A 17,409-nucleotide genomic window follows, 5' to 3' on the forward strand; every position below is an offset into this window, starting at 1 on the left:
ACAGGAGGAATAAAAATGAAAGCGTTTACTATAGAGTGGTTTATGCTTCTGCATATTAAGAAGTTTATGCTTCTGCCGCTTATGTTTGCGCTAATTCTCGCTCCATTCGGCCTTATTCCGGCAGGGCGGGCGGAGGCAGCGGGCACTACCTATTATGTGGATTCCACTGGAGGCAGCGACTCGAACAGCGGCACCAGCGAAGCCAGTCCCTGGAATTCGCTGAGCAAGGTGAATTCCGTGGAATTTCAGCCCGGCGACCGCATTCTGCTCAAGGCGGGAGGGGTGTGGAACAACGCCTATCTGGATCTGAAGGGCTCGGGTGCGGAGGGTAGCCCGATCGTTGTTGATCAATATGGAGCGGGGCCCAAACCACTCATTAACTTCGGCAATACAGCTGTGGGCGGCGAGGGGTTCGGCGTCCGGCTCAAGAATGTGTCGTACTGGGAAATCAACAACCTGGAAATTACAAGCGGACAGTTCTCGACCGACATGCGCCGAAGCGGCATTCTGGTCGTCGGTGAAGGGACAGGGGCGGGGGCGTTCAAGCATATCTACATCAAAGGCAACGACATCCATGACGTATTCGGCACAGACCGGAGAACCGGCGGCATCAACTTTCATGCGCGCGGGGCAAACACCGATCCCGAGAGCACCTGGGACGATGTGCTGATTGAGAACAACACGGTAATCAATGTGGCGGATACCGGCATCCAGGTGATGACTGACGCCTTCGCGAACAGCTCCTGGGCCCATAAATTCAATGCATTCACTAATTTGATCATTCGCGGCAACTACGTGGAGAAGATTCACCGGGACGGCATTCTCGTCCGTGCCAGTGTCTCGCCGCTGATTGAATATAATACGACGAACGAAATCGGCGTCAGCTGTGATGTGGATACCTCGGTGGTTAGTTACCTGGATCATATCGGCTATGTTGCGGCGCAGTGGGCCTATTACACGAGCGGAGCTGTCTTCCAGCATAATGAAGCATTCAATACCAAGGTACTGCAAGGGGACGGTCAAGCCTGGGACTTCGACATCCGGGTAACGGACAGCATCTACCAATACAACCTCAGCCATCACAATGAAGGCGGAGCCCTGCTCGTTATGGACAGCACGAACAACAACACGTTCCGCTACAATATCAGCCAGAACGATTATGACGCCTTCGGGGCTTTTCATTTGCGGCCGGGCGGCGGCAGTCTCTATATCTACAACAATGTCATCTACCGCGACAGCGGGGGCACGTCGAGCCTGACCGGGACCAGCACATCCGGGATGACCTACTACAGCAATAATATTTTCTATAATGCGTCCGGTGGGACCTATGCGAATAGTTCCTTTACAACGTACAGAAACAATCTGTTCTACGGCGCTAACTCGAATGTGCCGAATGATCCCGGCAAGGTTGTGGGCGATCCGCTGTTCGAGAACGGCGGCGGCGCGTCCGGCCTGGACACCGCCCAGGCCTACAAGGTGGCCAATAACTCGCCGGCCATTAACGCGGGAGCCGCAGTTGAAGGGAATGGCGGCGTGGACTTCTTCGGCAACCCGCTGTACAGCGGCTCGCCGGATATCGGCGTGTATGAAGCACCGGGAGGAGCCGGAAGCGATCCAAACGGCTCAGCGCTGTTCCAGGACGACTTCGAGGACGGCAATGCGAATGACTGGGCGGTAACCGGAGGGACCTGGACCGTTGCGTCCGAAGATTCGCTCGTCTTCGCCCAGAACGCCCTTTATGGCGAATCCATTGCGTCGGCCGGAAATACAACCTGGACTGACTACACGCTTGAAGCAGACGTGAAGATCAAGAAGCTGGGGGGCAACGGCGGCATTTTGTTCCGCTATCAGGATGCCAACAACTTCTATATGTTCCGGCTGAACGACACGGGCAGCACGGCTGATCTGTACAAGAAGACAGGAGGCCAGCTCCAGCTGCTTGCCAGTACGCCTGTCACGGTTGACCCCAATCAGGTATACAGACTGAAGGCGAAGGTACAGGGGGCGTCCATCACGGGATCGGTGAATGGCACAGAGGTGCTGTCCTGGACTGGAAGCGGTACGGAGCTGGCGTCCGGCAAAATTGGCCTGCGCGTTCACTCCGGGATGGCGTCGTTCGATAATGTGCGGGTGACACAGTAGCGGCCTGACAGTTGGCTTATTGATGCCGTATGGATGCCGAATAGACACCATATAGATCCCGAATAGTTCCGAATTGATGCCGAGAGACAGTTCAACGCCTTCAACGCCTGATTGCTGGAGCATCGTCATGCAACGCGCGGCAAGCTGCAGCAGGCCCTAAAGGGAGGGATGAATCATGTGTGCCGGAACTTCGGCGAATGACGGACGCAAGCCGGTCCGCTCTGGCAGAATCCGCAAATTCCTTCTTCTTCGCCTGAAACGGAATACGTATATAAAAGTTCTTCTAACAACGATTATATTATTATTAATGCTGTCGATACCGCTATCTGCTTGTTCGGCGTCCGAGCATTCTGCGGATTGGTCAGTCACGGGCCGCGCTGCCCCGGATCGGGCTGCCGTCAACGGCGGTGTTGTTGTTATGCGGGAGGCCGAAATGTTCACACCCGTCGCCTGGGTGAACGGTGAGCCGGTGGCGTACGGGGAGTTCAAGACCCGCATGCTGGAGCTGCGGGGCGAGGCTGTTGCCGAAGCGGCGGAGAAGGGGGCTGACCCGGCGTCCCGGAATTTCTGGGCTTCCGATATTGGAGGCCGGACACCGCTTGACCTGTTGAAGGAGAAGACGCTGCATCTTCTGATACGGGTCAAGGTTCAGGAGATTGCCGCCAGGAAGGCCGGCATTGTGCAGGACATCGGCTACGAGGCGTTCCTGTCGCGCCTTGACGCGGAGAACAGGCTGCGGAACAGCCGCCTCCGCAGCGGCGAGCCGATTTACGGCCCGCAGCAGTACAGCGAGCGGATCTATTACCGGTATATGCTCGCCAATCTGGAGCTTGCGCTGCGGGAGCGGTTAGCCCGGGACGAAGGGGACTCTTCCGGCAAGCTGCTGGACGAGGGCCGCTATGAGGCGTGGCTGGAGGGGGAGGCGGCCAAAGCCGAGGTCCGGTTAAATCCCGCCCTGTACGGCAGGCTGTCGGCAGACTGACGGGCTTGCCTGACCACAACAGATTGCTGTCCTGTCAACAGGCGGGAGGCCGGATGCCGCTACGTCAGCATGAACATCTTCAAGCCGTCTCCCTGCCTGCGGGGGACGGCTTTTTTGATGAGATCAGATTCGGCAATATCTTCGGGAAGACTCCGATAAGGAGTGGTTATGGTTTATTTTTACACGTTGCTTATAATGAATATACTAGGGATAATTAACGTAATTTCTTTTTCCGTGCGGGAGGACAGGCCATGAACAAAGAAGATCAGGTCATATCGGGCTTCAGGGACTTATTCAACAAGATGGTTTGGCTTAATAAAATCAAGATGGAAGACAGTCTTAAGGGCCATAAGCCTTCTGAAGTGCATTGCATCGAATACATTGGACGAAATGCAGATTCCAACGTGACCAAACTGGCGGAGTCTTTCTATATGACGAGAAGCGCCATAAGTAAAATAACGAAGAAGCTCATGGAAAAAGGCTTGATCGAAAGCTACCAGAAGCCGGATAACAAGAAAGAAATCTATTTCAGGCTTACGGAGCAGGGGGAAGTAGTTAACAAAGTCCATGAGGAGCTGCACAAGGAATTTCAAGAGCGGGATAAAGCCGTATTTGAGCAGGTAACCGAGGAGCAATTTGACAGCATGCTTCGCTTCATGGATAGGTATAGCAGGCATTTGGATGCAGAAATCAAGAAACAGGGTTTAGATGCGAAGTCGGAATAAAGGTGAATAATGGGAATCAAACCACAGGCAGCCGGGCTCTATTGAGAACGGGCTGCTTTTTTATTGCTGTTTTTTGTTGACGAGGAAACAAAATGGCGATAATATAAATATGTTTCCGAGGAAACAAAATAAAATCACAACCTTTGAGGGGAGAATTAAATGTTCATACAAACTGTAGATAGAAAGGCTTTAATATTCGGTCTTATGTCTGTGTTTCTGTGCGGAATAGGCTTCAGCATCATTGCACCTGTCGTTCCATTCTTAGTGCAGCCTTATACCAATCCGGGAAATCAAGCCGTGGTGGTTACGCTGCTGACCTCTGTTTATGCATTCTGCGTGTTTTTTGCAGCCCCCGGGCTTGGGGCTTTGAGCGACCGATATGGCCGTCGTCCTATGCTGTTAATATGCCTGTTGGGTTCGGCAATCGGGTACTTCGTTTTTGGCCTGGGAGGAGCTCTATGGGTGTTGTTTGCCGGACGCATAATAGAGGGTATAGCAGGCGGGGTCATAAGCACTCTCTTCGCCTATTTTGCCGACATCACTCCCGGCGAACAGCGCACCAAATACTTCGGGTGGATGAGTGCGGTTGTAGGTGTAGGCTCCGCCATTGGACCCACCGTAGGCGGATTGCTTGCCAAGTTTGGTTACTCTGTACCCATGTATGCCGCAGCAGCAGTCACCTTGTTGAATGTTATCTTTGGATACTTTTTTATGTCCGAGAGCCTTGACAAGAATAAGCGGCTGAAGAAAATCACCTTGGTGAGGCTGAATCCATTTACACAGCTGGTGAACGTACTTTCCGTAAAAACTTTAAAACGACTGCTTATCTCAGCGTTCTTGCTTTGGATACCCAACGGATCGCTGCAGGCCGTTTTTTCACAATTTACACTGGATACTTTCAATTGGGCGCCTGCGCTGATCGGACTTATGTTCTCGATTATGGGGGTTCAAGACATCATTTCACAAGGTGTTATAATGCCCCAGCTATTGAAAAAACTCCGCGATGGACAGATCGCCATTCTTGGAATGGTTTCGGAGATTATAGGCTACGGTCTTATTGCGCTGTCTGCCTTGTTCTCATTCTATCCGCTTGTTATTGCCGGCATGTTCATCTTTGGATTTGGCGATTCGATCTTCGGGCCTTCATTCAATGGGATGGTCTCCAAGTCCGCCGAATCCAGCGAACAAGGAAGAATTCAAGGAGGCAGCCAATCGATTCAGGCTTTGGCACGAATAATCGGGCCTATCCTTGGAGGTCAAATCTATGTATCACTGGGTCATGCGGCGCCCGCTGTTATGGGGATGATCCTTATAGCAGCGGCAATACCCGTTCTGTATAAGGGGACGCAGGTAAGGGAGTGAATACGTACTTTACGTTGATTTTTCCAGAGTCATGGCTCATGGTCCACCGTCTGCAGCAGGTTTCACAACCGGCAATGGCCGGACTTTTTCACCTTACAAAATAAGCCATTGAATATATTGACAGATTTAGAACGCAAATATATACTTTGGTCATTACATATAATTCCTAGCTATTTAGTATGATATTTAACTATGTTTGCTGCAATGCTGCCATTACAGATCACCGGCGTTACAAGGGATAAGAGAGGGTGGATAGCGAATGGGCAAGATCAATTTGAAGATGACTGAAGTTCAAAATCGCGAGCGGCGGCTCGGCACTATCATCGCCTGGAACGGAACAGCATCGGATCTGCACACACAATCAGGCTATCAGCGAAGAGGAAGCGGATGCAAGACCAAGACCAATAAGGATGGATGCCGGCTGTGCGAAGCCAAAGGGCCGTTCACCCAAGGCTCGGTGTGCAGTGAGCAAATGGTTGAATGCCAGGCAGGCAATGTCAGAGATGCGGTGCTGATCCAGCATTCGCCGATCGGCTGCGGCGCCGGACAAGTTCCTTACAATTCAATCTACCGCAACGGATTGGCCATGAGAGGCCATAAGGTCGAAAATATCCGGATCATCAATACGAACCTGCAGGAGACGGATATGGTGTTCGGCGCGCTTGGCAAGCTTAAGCAATCCATCGACGATGCCTGGGAAAGGTATTCGCCCAAAGCCATTTTCATAGGCACCTCTTGCCCTACCGGGATCATAGGCGAAGATATCGAAAGTGTTGCCAAGAAGAAGCAGGAGGAGCTGGGGATTCCCGTCATTCCTCTGTTCTGTGAAGGATTCCGGTCGAAGCATTGGAGCACGGGCTTTGACGCGACCCAACACGGCATCCTGCGGCAGATTGTGAAAAAAAGCACGAAAAAGCAGGAGGATCTCGTCAACGTTATCAGCCTCTGGGGTTCGGATATTTTTACCCCGATGTTCAAAGAGCTGAATTTAAGAGTCAATTATGTGGTGGACATGGCTTCCGTCTCCGATCTGGAGCAGCTGTCTGAAGCGGCGGCGACCGTAGGCTTCTGCTACACGCTCTCTTCGTATATGGCGGCGGCGCTGGAGCAGGAATTCGGCGTGCCCGAAGTCAAAGCTCCGATGCCCTACGGATTCGCCGGAACTGATGAATGGCTTCGCGAGCTCGGCAGAGTTACCCATCGGGAAGAGCTTGTCGAGCAGTACATCGCGAAGGAACACGCCAGAGTGAAGCCGAAGATCGCCGAGCTCAAGAAGAAGCTGCAAGGTTTAAAAGGTTACGTCGCCACAGGCTCCGCTTATGCCCACGGACTGATTCAAGTGCTGAGAGAGCTGGATATTCAGGTTGACGGCTCGCTTGTGTTCCACCATGATCCCGTCTATGACAGCGGCGATTCGCGGGAGGATTCATTGGGGCACCTGATTGAGAATTACGGGGAGGTCCCGTCGTTCAATGTGAGCAACAGACAGCAGTATCAATTCTACGGTCTGCTGCAGGAGGTCAAGCCTGATTTTATCCTGATCCGGCATAACGGTCTTGCGCCGCTGGCTTCCAAGCTCGGAATTCCAGCAGCCCCGCTGGGCGATGAACATGTCGCGATCGGCTATGATGGCATCGTTAATCTCGGTGAAGCCATTCTGGACATTCTTGCCCACAAGAAATTTCACGATGATTTGAAAAAGCACGCTAAGCTCCCCTACAAGCAGTGGTGGCTTGATCAACAAGATCCATACATTCTCTCCAAGCACCCGGAATTGATCGACGCGTAGACCACGATTTCTTATTGAAAAGGAGACTACCATGGCTGTTACCAAAAATGAGCACGGGCAGACCAATTCAATCAATCAGGTGCGCTACGGCTGTGCCGTCGGCGCCCTGTACAGCGTCGTATCCATTCCGGGCGCCGTTCCCATCGGGCACTGTGGACCGGGCTGCATGGACAAGCAATATACGAGCCTGGCTTTTTACAACGGCTTCCAGGGCAGCGGGTATTCGGGAGGCTCAGTCTCGCCAAGTGTCAATGCCGGTGAGCGTGAAGTCGTGTTCGGCGGCGAGAAGCGTCTGGATGAATTAATCAAATCCACGCTTAAGATCATAGAGGGCGACCTGTTCGTTGTGCTGAACGGGTGCATCGGAGAATTGGTCGGGGATGATGTCGGAGCGGTCGTCAGTAAATACCAGAAGCAGGGAGTGCCCATTGTGTATGCCGAAACCGGCGGGTTTAAGGGCAATAACTTCATCGGCCATGAGATCATAGCGTCAGCCATCATTGATCAATACGTGGATAAATATGCGATTGACAAGGATCACAAGGAAAAAGGGCTGATCAATGTCTGGTCGGAGCTGCCGTATCAGAATACATTTTGGCGCGGGGACTTGACCGAGCTGAAGCGAATTCTGGAGGGGGCCGGGTTCAGGGTCAACATTTTGTTCGGCGGCAAATCGGGCGGCGTCGAGGAGTGGAAGACGATCCCGCATGCACAGTTCAATCTGGTCGTCTCGCCATGGCTCGGGCTGAAGACAGCCAAGCATCTGGAACAAAAGTACAATCAGCCGTATTTGCACATCCCGGTGCTGCCGATCGGTGCGCAGCAGACTGCCGACTTTATTAGAGAGGTTGTTGGATACGCGGGCATTGATCCAGCTACGGCCGAATCTTTTATCGAGCAGGAAGAACAAGAGTACTATTATTATCTGGAGCATTTCAATGATTTCTATGCGGAATATTGGTGGGGCTTGCCGGCAACCTATGCCGTAGTCGGGGACAGCACGTACAATCTGGCCTTGAACAAGTTTCTGGTGAACCAGCTCGGCTTAATTCCCAAAAGACAAATCATCACTGACAATGCGCCGGAAAAATATCGGGAAGCCATCGCAGAGCAATATCAGCAGCTCGCTCATGACGTCGCCACCACGGTCGATTTTGTGGAAGACGGCTATATCGTTGGCAAACTATTGAGAGAGACTGATTTCGGGCATAAGCCCCCGATTATTTTTGGAACGACATGGGAAAGAGACACAGCCAAGGCGCTGAAGGGCAACATCGTCGAGGTCGGATTTCCGGCGTCCTATGAAGTCGTTCTGAACAAAAGCTACATCGGATACAGAGGCGCATTGCAGCTTCTTGAGAAAATATTCACTACCGCTATAAGCGCCAGCGCATAGCTCCCGTCATGGCACTGCTGATGGAACCGGAACCGGCCGGGCAGGGTCGCAGTAAGTCGGCCCTTCCAAGTCCAATGGCTCCTGCCCGCTTCTCCCGCAGTCTGCGGCGTGGCCCGGCTGTCCGGTTAGAGATGCCGGTTCCCCCTGCAGTACGTCTGCTTCTCCCGCAGATTCTTCGCAATATTGCACTTTCCTAACGCTTGCCCCACCTCAAGCAAGCCGCTGCTTCCTACGGAGCCTCCCGGAGGAAGCACGGCTATGCACCATTATTCTCGCGAATACACTCTCCCTAGCAATTTCTAATTTCTTCTGCCAAATAAAACATTGTACATGTTGAGTTTGAGTACAATTGTACCGCATACTGCAAGCACAGCGCCGTTGTCCTTCACTTTCTGGCTTGTTGGCGCAGGCTTCTTCAATTATGGCATGGCCCGATTATGACTGCGTACACATCCTGTACCGTTTATGGAGGTGTTGGAGATTTGACGGGAACCGCCACTACTCTGCTCTTTAAAAGCGTGTGCTTCGCTCCGAGCGAATATTTCGGGAATTCTCCGGAATCGCGGGAGTTCGGCGAGAAAATCGCCGAGGTGCCCATCATTATCGACTTATTCAAGGTTCCCCTGCTCAAGCTGCGGTGGGAGACGGTCGCTGATGAACTGAGCGGCAGCAGGGACGGAATTCGGGGCGCCATGTACTCCCGGTTCATCGGCAAGCCTGGAGAGCGGTATTTCCTATGCGGCGATGCACGCTATTATCAGCAGGTGCATGAGCTGCCGGCGAGGGCAAGGATGAGCGGAACCGCCGGTCTGCTTCAGGTTCAGTATAAGATGATGGGGCTCGGCCCGAGGAACATGGCTTATGTCACGCCGCTCCTGACGAATATCTCCTTGGCGGAAATCCGGCAGATGACGGTCAAAGACATAGGCATGGCCGCGTCCATTATGCTGCTGCTGTCTTCGTCCGATGCCCAAGCCGCCGCCGTGCCGGACAAGGTACTTGCCGGCAACGCACAGGCGGTCCCGAGCCTTCCAGCTCATATAGCCGCCGTTACGAATCAGGACGCATGGATGCTCAGAGTGTGGACTGAACAGGGTGTCAGGAAGGCGATTGAGGAAGCGGTCGCCGCCGGGGATACGGGGCTTATCTCGCTATCCGCAGCGCCTGTCTACGAGCGCGCCTCTGAATCCAGCCCCGGAGACAGACTGGGCGCGCCTCCTGTCGGCCGCCTCTATCTGGTCAAGGTCAAGGAATCCATCGGCAAGCTGCCGCAGCTGTATGAGGAGTTTGACATATCCGGCTACGCCGTAGACAAACAGCGGTTCACCCGAACGCGGATGTTCGGCAGTTTCACGGTGGACAGTCCATAACATTTGATTGTTTTAAGCGTACAGATCATGTTAAGGTGATTGTTAAATACGGTTAAAAATTTGGGTATAGCTCAAACTTGGAGGCATTAAGAAATGGATTATGTATTTTCGAACCGCTTTGCGGCGCTTCAGCCATCCATCATTCGTGAAATTCTGAAAGCCAGCTCAGGGCAGAATGTCATTCCCTTCTCGGCGGGGAACCCGGCGGTCGAGACCTTCCCGGCCCAGGCCATCCGCTCTTTTACGCAGACGATTCTGGAGGAGAACCCCGTAGCCGCTCTGCAATATGGCATAACGGAAGGATATGAGCCGCTTCGCCAGGTATTAAAGAAACAGCTGCAGGAGAGCCATAATGCCGGACGGGAATCGGATGAATTGATCATTGTCTCCGGCGCCCAGCAGGGAATCGAGCTGGCCTGTAAAGTGCTGTGCAACGAAGGCGATGCCATCATCTGTGAAAGTCCCAGCTTTATCGGCTCCCTGAATTCCTTCCGTTCTGCGGGAGCCAGACTGGTCGGAGTTCCGATGGAGCCTGACGGGCTGAATATCGAACAACTGGAGCATGCGCTGAAGACGGAGAAGAACGTCAAGCTTCTGTATTTGATCCCAAGCTTCCAGAACCCGACGGGCATCACGACAAGCCTGGAGAAGCGGAAAGCCATTTACGAGCTGGCCCGGAAGTACGGGGTGTTGATTCTGGAAGACAACCCGTACGGTGAGCTTAGATTCAAAGGCGAGGATATACCGACGATCAAGTCGCTGGATGATGAAGGGCTGGTCATTTATGTAGGCTCCTTCTCCAAAATACTGTCCCCCGGGCTGCGCCTCGGGTTTGTTCTGGCGCCTTCGGAGGTCGTTCAGAAGATGGTGGTAGCGAAGCAGGGGGAAGACGTACATACGGCGATGCTCCCGCAGCTGCTGGCATATAAATTCATGACGGAATACGATTATGAGGGCCACATCAAGCTGATCCGCGAGGTTTACCGGCGAAAGAGCGAACTGATGATTAACAGCCTGGAACAATACATGGATTCGTCGATTACGTTCACCCATCCGGACGGCGGACTGTTCCTGTGGTGCGATCTGCCGGCGGACAGACCGATGCTGGAGTACTGCAAGCAGGCCGCTGCCAAGGGAGTGGCGGTTGTTCCGGGCACAGCCTTCCTGATCGATACACAGGAGCCGTGCAACTCGTTCCGGCTGAATTACTCCACGCCTTCCGATGAGCAAATCGTGGAGGGCATCAAAATATTAGGCACCGTATAAGAAGCGGCCGCCTGTGCAAGAGTACGAAGACGCCTTCGGCAGGAATGCCGGGGGCGTCTTAATGAAGCGAGATAAGAAGAAGAGAAACCCATGTATTTGAGACGTTGGGTTTCTCTTTTTTGATTATTGCTGTTCGGTTCAAGGACCGGTGTGCCAACCTACGCAAGCTCTTCATCCGGTTCCATATGTCCGATTAACTGGATGGATTCGTTCGAAGGAAGCTCTTGAACAGACCGGAGCTTCCGCTCTATCGTGCGTGTTTTGCGTGAAGCGGTTTCGATGGTATTGCTCGCTTCCTGAAGTTTCTTATAGGTTTTATCAAGAATGCCGCCGAATGTGCCAAACTCCGTCTTGACCGCGCCGAGGAGCTGCCAGACATCGCTGGACCGCTTCTCGATCGCAAGTGTGCGGAAGCCCATTTGCAGGCTGTTGAGCAGGGCAGCGAGTGTAGTCGGGCCAGCCAGTGTGACGCGATATTCACGTTGGAGTGTATCGGCAAGGCCAGGCCGCCGCAAAACTTCCGCGTACAAGCCCTCCGTCGGCAGGAACATAACGGCAAAATCCGTCGTATGCGGGGGATCTATGTACTTGGCTTTAATCGTCTTCGCCTCAAGCTTGATGCGCTGTTCAAGCTTGCTTACCGACTCGCCTGCAGCCACAACATCTCCCGCTTCCTGCGCCTCAATCAGTCGCTGATAATCCTCCAGCGGAAACTTCGAATCAATGGGCATCCAGATAAACTGCTCATCGTTTGTCTTGGACGGCAGCTTGATCGCAAACTCCACGCGGTCCGCCGATCCTTTCCGTGTAGCAACGTTCGCTTCATACTGCTCGGCTGTCAGGGTCTGCTCAAGCAGGTTCCCGAGCTGGATCTCCCCCCAATTGCCGCGTGTCTTCACATTGGACAGCACCTTTTTCAGATCGCCAACGCCCGTGGCTAATGACTGCATTTCTCCCAGACCCTTATGTACCTGCTCCAACCGTTCGCTTACTAGCTTGAAAGATTCACCAAGGCGTGTCTCAAGTGTATTCTGAAGCTTCTCGTCCACCGTAGCGCGCATCTGTTCCAGCTGGCCGCGGTTATCTTCACGGAGCAGTCTCAGCTGATCCTCTACCCGCTCCCGCAGCTTGTCTATGCGTTCTTCATTATGCTTCATGTCGCTCTTCAACAGTGCTGAAAGATCCGCCACTTTGCTGCTGAGCGTTTCGTTGAACGTCTTCAGTGTAGTCACGAGCTCCTGTTTCTGCATTCCTGACAATTTCGTCAGCAAATTAAGCTGCGAGTTGCTGAATCCTTCTAATCGTGAACTCAGCTCATCTCTTGTGAGCCTGGATTGTTGTTGAATTTCCGGACGCAGTAATGTAGCTCCACTATCAGTACGTTTAAACATCAGTAAGATAATAACAATCATATTCAAAATAAGGCTAACCACAAGCAATATATTTTCCATATGAATACCTCCTTTACTCCATTTTACACCCAAAGATTGTCTATCTGTATCCTAAAACTAGGTTATACGGGCTGTTCTAGCGGAGCGGAATAGAATCGTTGTTCCTATAGCAGGGTCATGTCGGTTGTTGGGGCATTCGTCTCCTAATCCGTTATTCTATGATTTCGTCCAGGATGCAGCTGCTTGGGAGATCGAAGATCAGTATATGTTCGGTCCCAATCTAATACCGTGCCGGAAGTTGGAAGACAAGCTATTTGGAGCGATAAGTCGGTCCCAATAAGCAGACTTGTCTTCTGAAGGTGAAATGGTATATGTTATATTATTGATAATATGGATTTTTTTCTGTATGGTAGTGAAAATGCTTATGATATGCGAGGAGGATAATTGATGTATACGCAAGAGAACATTGAATTCTTACATAACCATATTGAGAGATACATAGGCCCAGTCTCAAATATTTTCAAAGAAATTGTTTCCGATCATGTGTCAATAGATGTTCTGGTTGTTGCGCCGACGCCTCAAAGGAACTATTACACATTAATTACTTGCGGGATGAGCGAGTTTCCCATGACAGTTCCTGCTGGAGCGGAAGAATATCGATATGCTGAACTTATGATATCCCTGCCTCCTACGTGGAAGCTGTCAGATGAGGATTTTAAGGATGAACGAAATTATTGGCCCATTCGAGCATTGAAGAAGGCAGCGAGATTTCCGCATGACTACAACACTTGGCTTTATTTAGGTCATACTGTCACGAATGGGAATCCGGCACAGCCATATTGTGATACTGCAAAGTTTCAGAGCATGTTAATTTGGGTTCCGGAAGTAGAGAATGTATCTGATTTCTTTTATTTTAATATCTCCGACGACAAAGAAGTACGGTTCTATAATTTGGTTCCTTTATATAAGGAAGAACTTGATTTCACTATGAAGAATGGCGGAGAGGCTCTGATCAACAAACTAAATAAAATAGGAGCAACTGAGGTAGTTAATATCTCGCGTAAAAATTCTTGTAAAAAGGTGTTTGGTTTCTTATAATGTCTTCGACCTTATGAATTGCAGCCCGTAACTCAAGCGAAAGGGTTGTGATATGGCTAGGTCTGCACCTTCCTAAAAAACTTGCGTGGCATTCGCGGACTGAACCAACAAGTCAGGCTGCCCTTCCGAAGAAGCGACTCTATTTGAAGTAATTGAATGATGATGGATGATTGGCTATTGAAGTTTTTTGCCGCTGTTTTTAGCGGTACTGGCACTTGTAGGCACCTGCCCACATACAATGAACTGACCGTGAACCCGTAAGTCTTGCTGACCGGTTTCATTGTACACGTGCGGGAGGTGTCGCCAAGGTGTCCGGATTCTTAAGCGCGATCGCGCTGCTGATCAAGGAACTGACGCTGCTGGTATCGTATGTAAGGAACAATGCGTTTCCGCAGCCGCTGACGGAGGAAGAGGAGAGCCGATACTTAGGGAGAATGGCGGAAGGAGATGCCAAGGCCCGGAACATGCTGATTGAACATAACCTGCGGCTCGTTGCGCATATCGTCAAGAAATTCGACAATACCGGAGAGGACATGGAGGATCTCATCTCCATCGGCACCATCGGGCTGATCAAAGCGATCGAGAGCTACCGCCCGAACAAAGGGACCAAGCTCGCCACCTTCGCGGCCCGCTGTATCGAGAACGAGATTCTAATGTCATAAGTGAGCATTGTGTTTCAGCCCTCATTTATTAAGCCACATCAGAGCATGTGGCTTTTTACATGTACTGAAAAGGATCAAGGATCTTGATTCAAATGAAATTTATAAGCGTGGCTTTTGAGTAATGAGTATAATAAATTCACATCAAAGTAAATTTAGGGATGTGTGAGGTGAACGTAGTTGAAGAGTGAGGAATTTCGCAATGTTTTAAAGAATTCTTTAACATTTACAATAAGTAAAGAAATCATGAAAAGAATTAATCAATGGGACCAATGTAAAGCAGTTGACGTAAGCGGGGCTAAATTCGCTTTTACTTTTATCCCCTCGGGCTTAGGCACATATCTAATTGTTAAATGTGATGTGTGTCAACGTGAATTACATATTTCTGATGACATGGAGTAATTCCGAGTTAAATTCTTCGAATAACATCATCAGTAACTTTTGACTTGATTAAATCATTCGAATATAATCAATACGAACATATATTCTGTTACTACCTGGGAGGAAATTCATTTCCTTTGTCGAAATAACACTCTAACGTGATTAGACATGGAGTGTAGCTAAATGGTGCCGAATCCAACATTTATTTATCATATAACGAGTATTGGGAATTTACATTCGATCCTTAACAATAATGGTCTCGTTTGTATAAACCAATTACACGAGCACGAAAGCTCTTTCGTGAATATTGCTTATGAGCAAATTCAATCTAGACGCTCGGAAAAACAAGTTCCAATACATCCATACGGTAATCTACATGATTATGTTCCTTTTTACTTTGCGCCGCGGTCACCAATGTTGTATACAATTAATCAAGGAAATGTGCCACAGTATCAAGGTGGTCAAAATCAAATTATATATTTGGTATCAACGGTACAACAAGTGTTATCAGAGAAAATCCCATTCGTGTTTACAGATGGACATGCGATCATGAGTTATTCCGAATTTTACAATGACCCGGTTGATTTAGAGCAAATTGACTGGGGAATAATGAGGTCCCAATATTGGTATGATACTACTGAATATCCTGACAGAAAACGGAAACGCCAGGCGGAGTTCTTGGCTTTTGAGTTTTTTCCCATTGACTCTATACTTGAAATTGGTGCAATTAATGAAACTTACAAGGGTGAGGCACTTAAAATTTTGCGTAATAACTCGATTAATATACCTGTTGAGGTACGCAGAGAATGGTATTACTAAGGTGGTGAGATTGTGATTGAGTATAAAAAAGGTAACTTGTTGGAATCTGAGGCCGAGGCTTTAGTAAACACAGTGAATTGTGTAGGAGTAATGGGGAAGGGGATAGCACTTCAATTTAAACAGGCCTATCCTGGTAATTTTAAAGAGTACGAAAAAGCGTGCAAAAACAATTTGGTAATGCCAGGTAAAATGTTTATTGTTGATACCGGGTCTATATTTAATCCTCGTTACATCATTAACTTTCCAACAAAGCGTCATTGGAAAGGAAAGTCAAAGATTGAAGACATACAGTCTGGATTAATCGATTTTATTGAGATAATTCGAGAGTATGGAATTAGATCAGTAGCAATCCCTCCATTAGGCTGCGGTAATGGTGGTTTGAACTGGGAAGACGTTCGGCCACTAATTGAGGAAGCGGCATTGAAAGTTCCTGAGGTTTTATTTATGGTTTACCCGCCAATTGGAAGTCCAGAGCCTGATAAAATGCGTGTTGGAACCGAAAAGCCGAAGTTAACTCGTGCTAGAGCCTTGCTTATAATGCTAATGAATCTCTATGCTGCACCGGGCTACAAACTGTCAATGTTGGAAATACAGAAACTTGCTTACTTTTTGCAAGAGAGTGGAGAGGATTTAAAGCTAAGATTTGTTAAAGCTCAGTTTGGACCGTATGCTGACAATTTAAATCATGTTCTTCAAAGACTTGAAGGGCATTATATACGGGGATATGGAGATCGAAATCGGGATGCGGAGATATATCTTTTACCTGAAGTAACAAGGGAAGCTGAAGGCTTTCTGAGTCAATTAAATGATGGGAGCACGGATAAAAGGCTTCAGCATACCAAACAAATAATTGAAGGTTACGAAACCCCATACGGACTTGAATTGCTAGCTACGACCGATTGGATTATTAAGCATTTTCCTGATTCCAGAGATAATGTGAAGATTGCGATTGATCATTTTAAAGCCTGGAATGAAAGGAAGAAGAATGTCTTTAAAGATACACATATCGAGATGGCTTGGAGACATTTAACTGCCTTAGATTAATCCTACAAACGATATGAATGCCCTGTCCAATTTAGCATTGGAAGGGCATTTTTTTAATCCTCGTCTAATATCAAACTATCCGAAATGGAGAGGTACTCCAACGTGGTACCTAACAACTCATGCCTTAATTGTTGTTGAATTGCTCTCAAGTTTGCACCACTTTTAAGCATCAGAAATCCGGTAGTTCTTCTGAGATCATGGGGAATGACCCTTCTATTAATCCCGGCTTTTTCTGATATAGATCTGACTATAGATACCATTTGATTATTATAGAGTTTACGTTTTTTTCTTGAGAATACATATGGACTAAAATCTTCTTCAATGGTCTCCTTATATTGTTTGAAGTGTTTCAGTTCGTTTGCTAGGAACCCAGGAATGGCGATCCCCTTAGCATTTGTTTTTTGACCTTTGTTAACTATCACCATATTATTTTGAAAGTTGATCTGCTCAAATGAAAGGCAACATATTTCATTGTTTCTAAGTCCGGTTGTAATGGCTGTCCAAATCAACAGATAGTAATATTTGGAGAAGGGCTCCTCTAGAAGGGCTGCTTTCAGGAGGTCTTTACACTCAACCTCAGTCAAGAAATTAATATTTATATTTCGTTCATAATATTTGTTTGTATAATGGGCCATGGGGTTGTGGCTTATCATATTTACTCGATCAAGAAAGTTGAAAAAGCTCTTTAATGAACTAATTTTATTGTAAATGGTTTTATTTGAAAGCCCTGGATTTGATGATATAAGATACTGAACAAATTGATCAATGAACGATTTGTTAATCGGTTCAAAATCATTTGATTCAACATAATATGTGAATCGGTCAAAATCTAGATTGCCTTCGAAACCGTTCTCCAAAAGAAATTCCTGAAGTGTGGCGAGAACCTTTTTGGTTGCTGAGCATGCTGGTTTCTTTAAGCCAGAGTGTTCACTCCAAGTTTTAAAATAAATAGAGTCGAATACAATTCCAGAGGGCGTCATTCCGT

At 49.0% G+C, this 17,409-nt stretch carries 14 protein-coding genes and 1 pseudogene; 13 read left to right on the top strand and 2 right to left on the bottom strand.

Annotation, left to right across the window (positions count from 1 at the left end):
* The first annotated feature begins 15 nt into the window (after positions 1-15).
* The 8 genes from PSTEL_RS07465 to PSTEL_RS07500 all read left to right on the top strand — a co-directional run bounded on the left by PSTEL_RS07465 (position 16) and on the right by PSTEL_RS07500 (position 11,032).
* Positions 16-2,142, top strand: coding sequence for a 3-keto-alpha-glucoside-1,2-lyase-like domain-containing protein (locus PSTEL_RS07465; protein ID WP_038694485.1), 2,127 nt, complete (start codon positions 16-18; stop codon positions 2,140-2,142).
* Between the two features lie 175 nt (positions 2,143-2,317).
* Positions 2,318-3,124 carry a hypothetical protein gene (locus PSTEL_RS07470; protein ID WP_038694486.1) on the top strand — a complete coding sequence of 269 codons (807 nt, stop codon included), beginning with the start codon at positions 2,318-2,320 and terminating at the stop codon, positions 3,122-3,124.
* Between the two features lie 251 nt (positions 3,125-3,375).
* Complete coding sequence (locus PSTEL_RS07475) at positions 3,376-3,849, top strand: MarR family transcriptional regulator (RefSeq protein ID WP_038694487.1); 474 nt, start codon at positions 3,376-3,378, stop codon at positions 3,847-3,849.
* A gap of 159 nt (positions 3,850-4,008) precedes the next feature.
* Positions 4,009-5,211: an MFS transporter gene (locus PSTEL_RS07480; RefSeq protein WP_038694488.1), complete on the top strand. Its 1,203-nt coding sequence runs from the start codon at positions 4,009-4,011 to the stop codon at positions 5,209-5,211.
* A 259-nt stretch (positions 5,212-5,470) separates the two neighbouring features.
* Positions 5,471-7,000 carry a nitrogenase component 1 gene (locus tag PSTEL_RS07485; RefSeq protein WP_038694489.1) on the top strand — a complete coding sequence of 510 codons (1,530 nt, stop codon included), beginning with the start codon at positions 5,471-5,473 and terminating at the stop codon, positions 6,998-7,000.
* Between the two features lie 31 nt (positions 7,001-7,031).
* A complete protein-coding gene (locus tag PSTEL_RS07490) occupies positions 7,032-8,396 on the top strand; it encodes a nitrogenase component 1 (protein WP_038694491.1) in 1,365 nt (454 codons plus the stop codon).
* A gap of 482 nt (positions 8,397-8,878) precedes the next feature.
* Positions 8,879-9,766 (top strand): hypothetical protein, encoded by an 888-nt coding sequence (locus tag PSTEL_RS07495; protein WP_038694492.1) that lies wholly within the window; start codon positions 8,879-8,881, stop codon positions 9,764-9,766.
* 93 nt (positions 9,767-9,859) lie between these two features.
* Entirely contained in the window at positions 9,860-11,032 is a 1,173-nt protein-coding gene (locus PSTEL_RS07500) for an aminotransferase-like domain-containing protein (RefSeq protein WP_038694494.1), read from the top strand.
* A gap of 158 nt (positions 11,033-11,190) precedes the next feature.
* On the opposite strand, the gene PSTEL_RS07505 is transcribed toward PSTEL_RS07500, so the two are convergent.
* Positions 11,191-12,282: a DNA recombination protein RmuC gene (locus PSTEL_RS07505; protein WP_245625100.1), complete on the bottom strand. Its 1,092-nt coding sequence runs from the start codon at positions 12,280-12,282 to the stop codon at positions 11,191-11,193.
* 328 nt (positions 12,283-12,610) lie between these two features.
* Between PSTEL_RS07505 and PSTEL_RS28935 the strand changes: the two genes are divergently transcribed.
* The 5 genes and pseudogenes from PSTEL_RS28935 (at position 12,611) to darG (ending at position 16,424) form a co-directional block, all read left to right on the top strand.
* The gene (locus PSTEL_RS28935; RefSeq protein WP_425415276.1) at positions 12,611-12,763 is read left to right on the top strand and encodes a hypothetical protein; all 153 of its coding nucleotides are present in this window, start codon (positions 12,611-12,613) and stop codon (positions 12,761-12,763) included.
* 107 nt (positions 12,764-12,870) lie between these two features.
* Complete coding sequence (locus PSTEL_RS07510) at positions 12,871-13,521, top strand: suppressor of fused domain protein (protein WP_038694496.1); 651 nt, start codon at positions 12,871-12,873, stop codon at positions 13,519-13,521.
* A gap of 308 nt (positions 13,522-13,829) precedes the next feature.
* Positions 13,830-14,177, top strand: a pseudogene (locus tag PSTEL_RS07515) (sigma-70 family RNA polymerase sigma factor); the annotation flags it as partial.
* A gap of 567 nt (positions 14,178-14,744) precedes the next feature.
* Positions 14,745-15,380, top strand: a complete 636-nt coding sequence (gene darT, locus PSTEL_RS07520) for a type II toxin-antitoxin system toxin DNA ADP-ribosyl transferase DarT (RefSeq protein ID WP_038694497.1) — start codon at positions 14,745-14,747, stop codon at positions 15,378-15,380.
* A 12-nt stretch (positions 15,381-15,392) separates the two neighbouring features.
* Positions 15,393-16,424, top strand: a complete 1,032-nt coding sequence (gene darG / locus PSTEL_RS07525) for a type II toxin-antitoxin system antitoxin DNA ADP-ribosyl glycohydrolase DarG (RefSeq protein WP_038694498.1) — start codon at positions 15,393-15,395, stop codon at positions 16,422-16,424.
* 53 nt (positions 16,425-16,477) lie between these two features.
* On the opposite strand, the gene PSTEL_RS07530 is transcribed toward darG, so the two are convergent.
* Positions 16,478-17,404 (bottom strand): tyrosine-type recombinase/integrase, encoded by a 927-nt coding sequence (locus PSTEL_RS07530; RefSeq protein ID WP_038694499.1) that lies wholly within the window; start codon positions 17,402-17,404, stop codon positions 16,478-16,480.
* Between the last annotated feature and the right edge of the window lie 5 nt (positions 17,405-17,409).

The organism is Paenibacillus stellifer (genome assembly GCF_000758685.1).
Taxonomy (GTDB): domain Bacteria; phylum Bacillota; class Bacilli; order Paenibacillales; family Paenibacillaceae; genus Paenibacillus_AQ; species Paenibacillus_AQ stellifer.

What these genes read in the sequence shown, in the direction of transcription:
- PSTEL_RS07465 (WP_038694485.1), top strand. Translation starts at nt 16, where the DNA reads ATGAAAGCGTTTACTATAGAGTGGTTTATGCTTCTGCATATTAAGAAG.
- PSTEL_RS07470 (WP_038694486.1), top strand. Translation starts at nt 2,318, where the DNA reads ATGTGTGCCGGAACTTCGGCGAATGACGGACGCAAGCCGGTCCGCTCT.
- PSTEL_RS07475 (WP_038694487.1), top strand. Translation starts at nt 3,376, where the DNA reads ATGAACAAAGAAGATCAGGTCATATCGGGCTTCAGGGACTTATTCAAC.
- PSTEL_RS07480 (WP_038694488.1), top strand. Translation starts at nt 4,009, where the DNA reads ATGTTCATACAAACTGTAGATAGAAAGGCTTTAATATTCGGTCTTATG.
- PSTEL_RS07485 (WP_038694489.1), top strand. Translation starts at nt 5,471, where the DNA reads ATGGGCAAGATCAATTTGAAGATGACTGAAGTTCAAAATCGCGAGCGG.
- PSTEL_RS07490 (WP_038694491.1), top strand. Translation starts at nt 7,032, where the DNA reads ATGGCTGTTACCAAAAATGAGCACGGGCAGACCAATTCAATCAATCAG.
- PSTEL_RS07500 (WP_038694494.1), top strand. Translation starts at nt 9,860, where the DNA reads ATGGATTATGTATTTTCGAACCGCTTTGCGGCGCTTCAGCCATCCATC.
- PSTEL_RS07505 (WP_245625100.1), bottom strand. Translation starts at nt 12,282, where the DNA reads ATGCAGAAACAGGAGCTCGTGACTACACTGAAGACGTTCAACGAAACG.
- PSTEL_RS07510 (WP_038694496.1), top strand. Translation starts at nt 12,871, where the DNA reads ATGTATACGCAAGAGAACATTGAATTCTTACATAACCATATTGAGAGA.
- darT (WP_038694497.1), top strand. Translation starts at nt 14,745, where the DNA reads ATGGTGCCGAATCCAACATTTATTTATCATATAACGAGTATTGGGAAT.
- PSTEL_RS07530 (WP_038694499.1), bottom strand. Translation starts at nt 17,404, where the DNA reads ATGACGCCCTCTGGAATTGTATTCGACTCTATTTATTTTAAAACTTGG.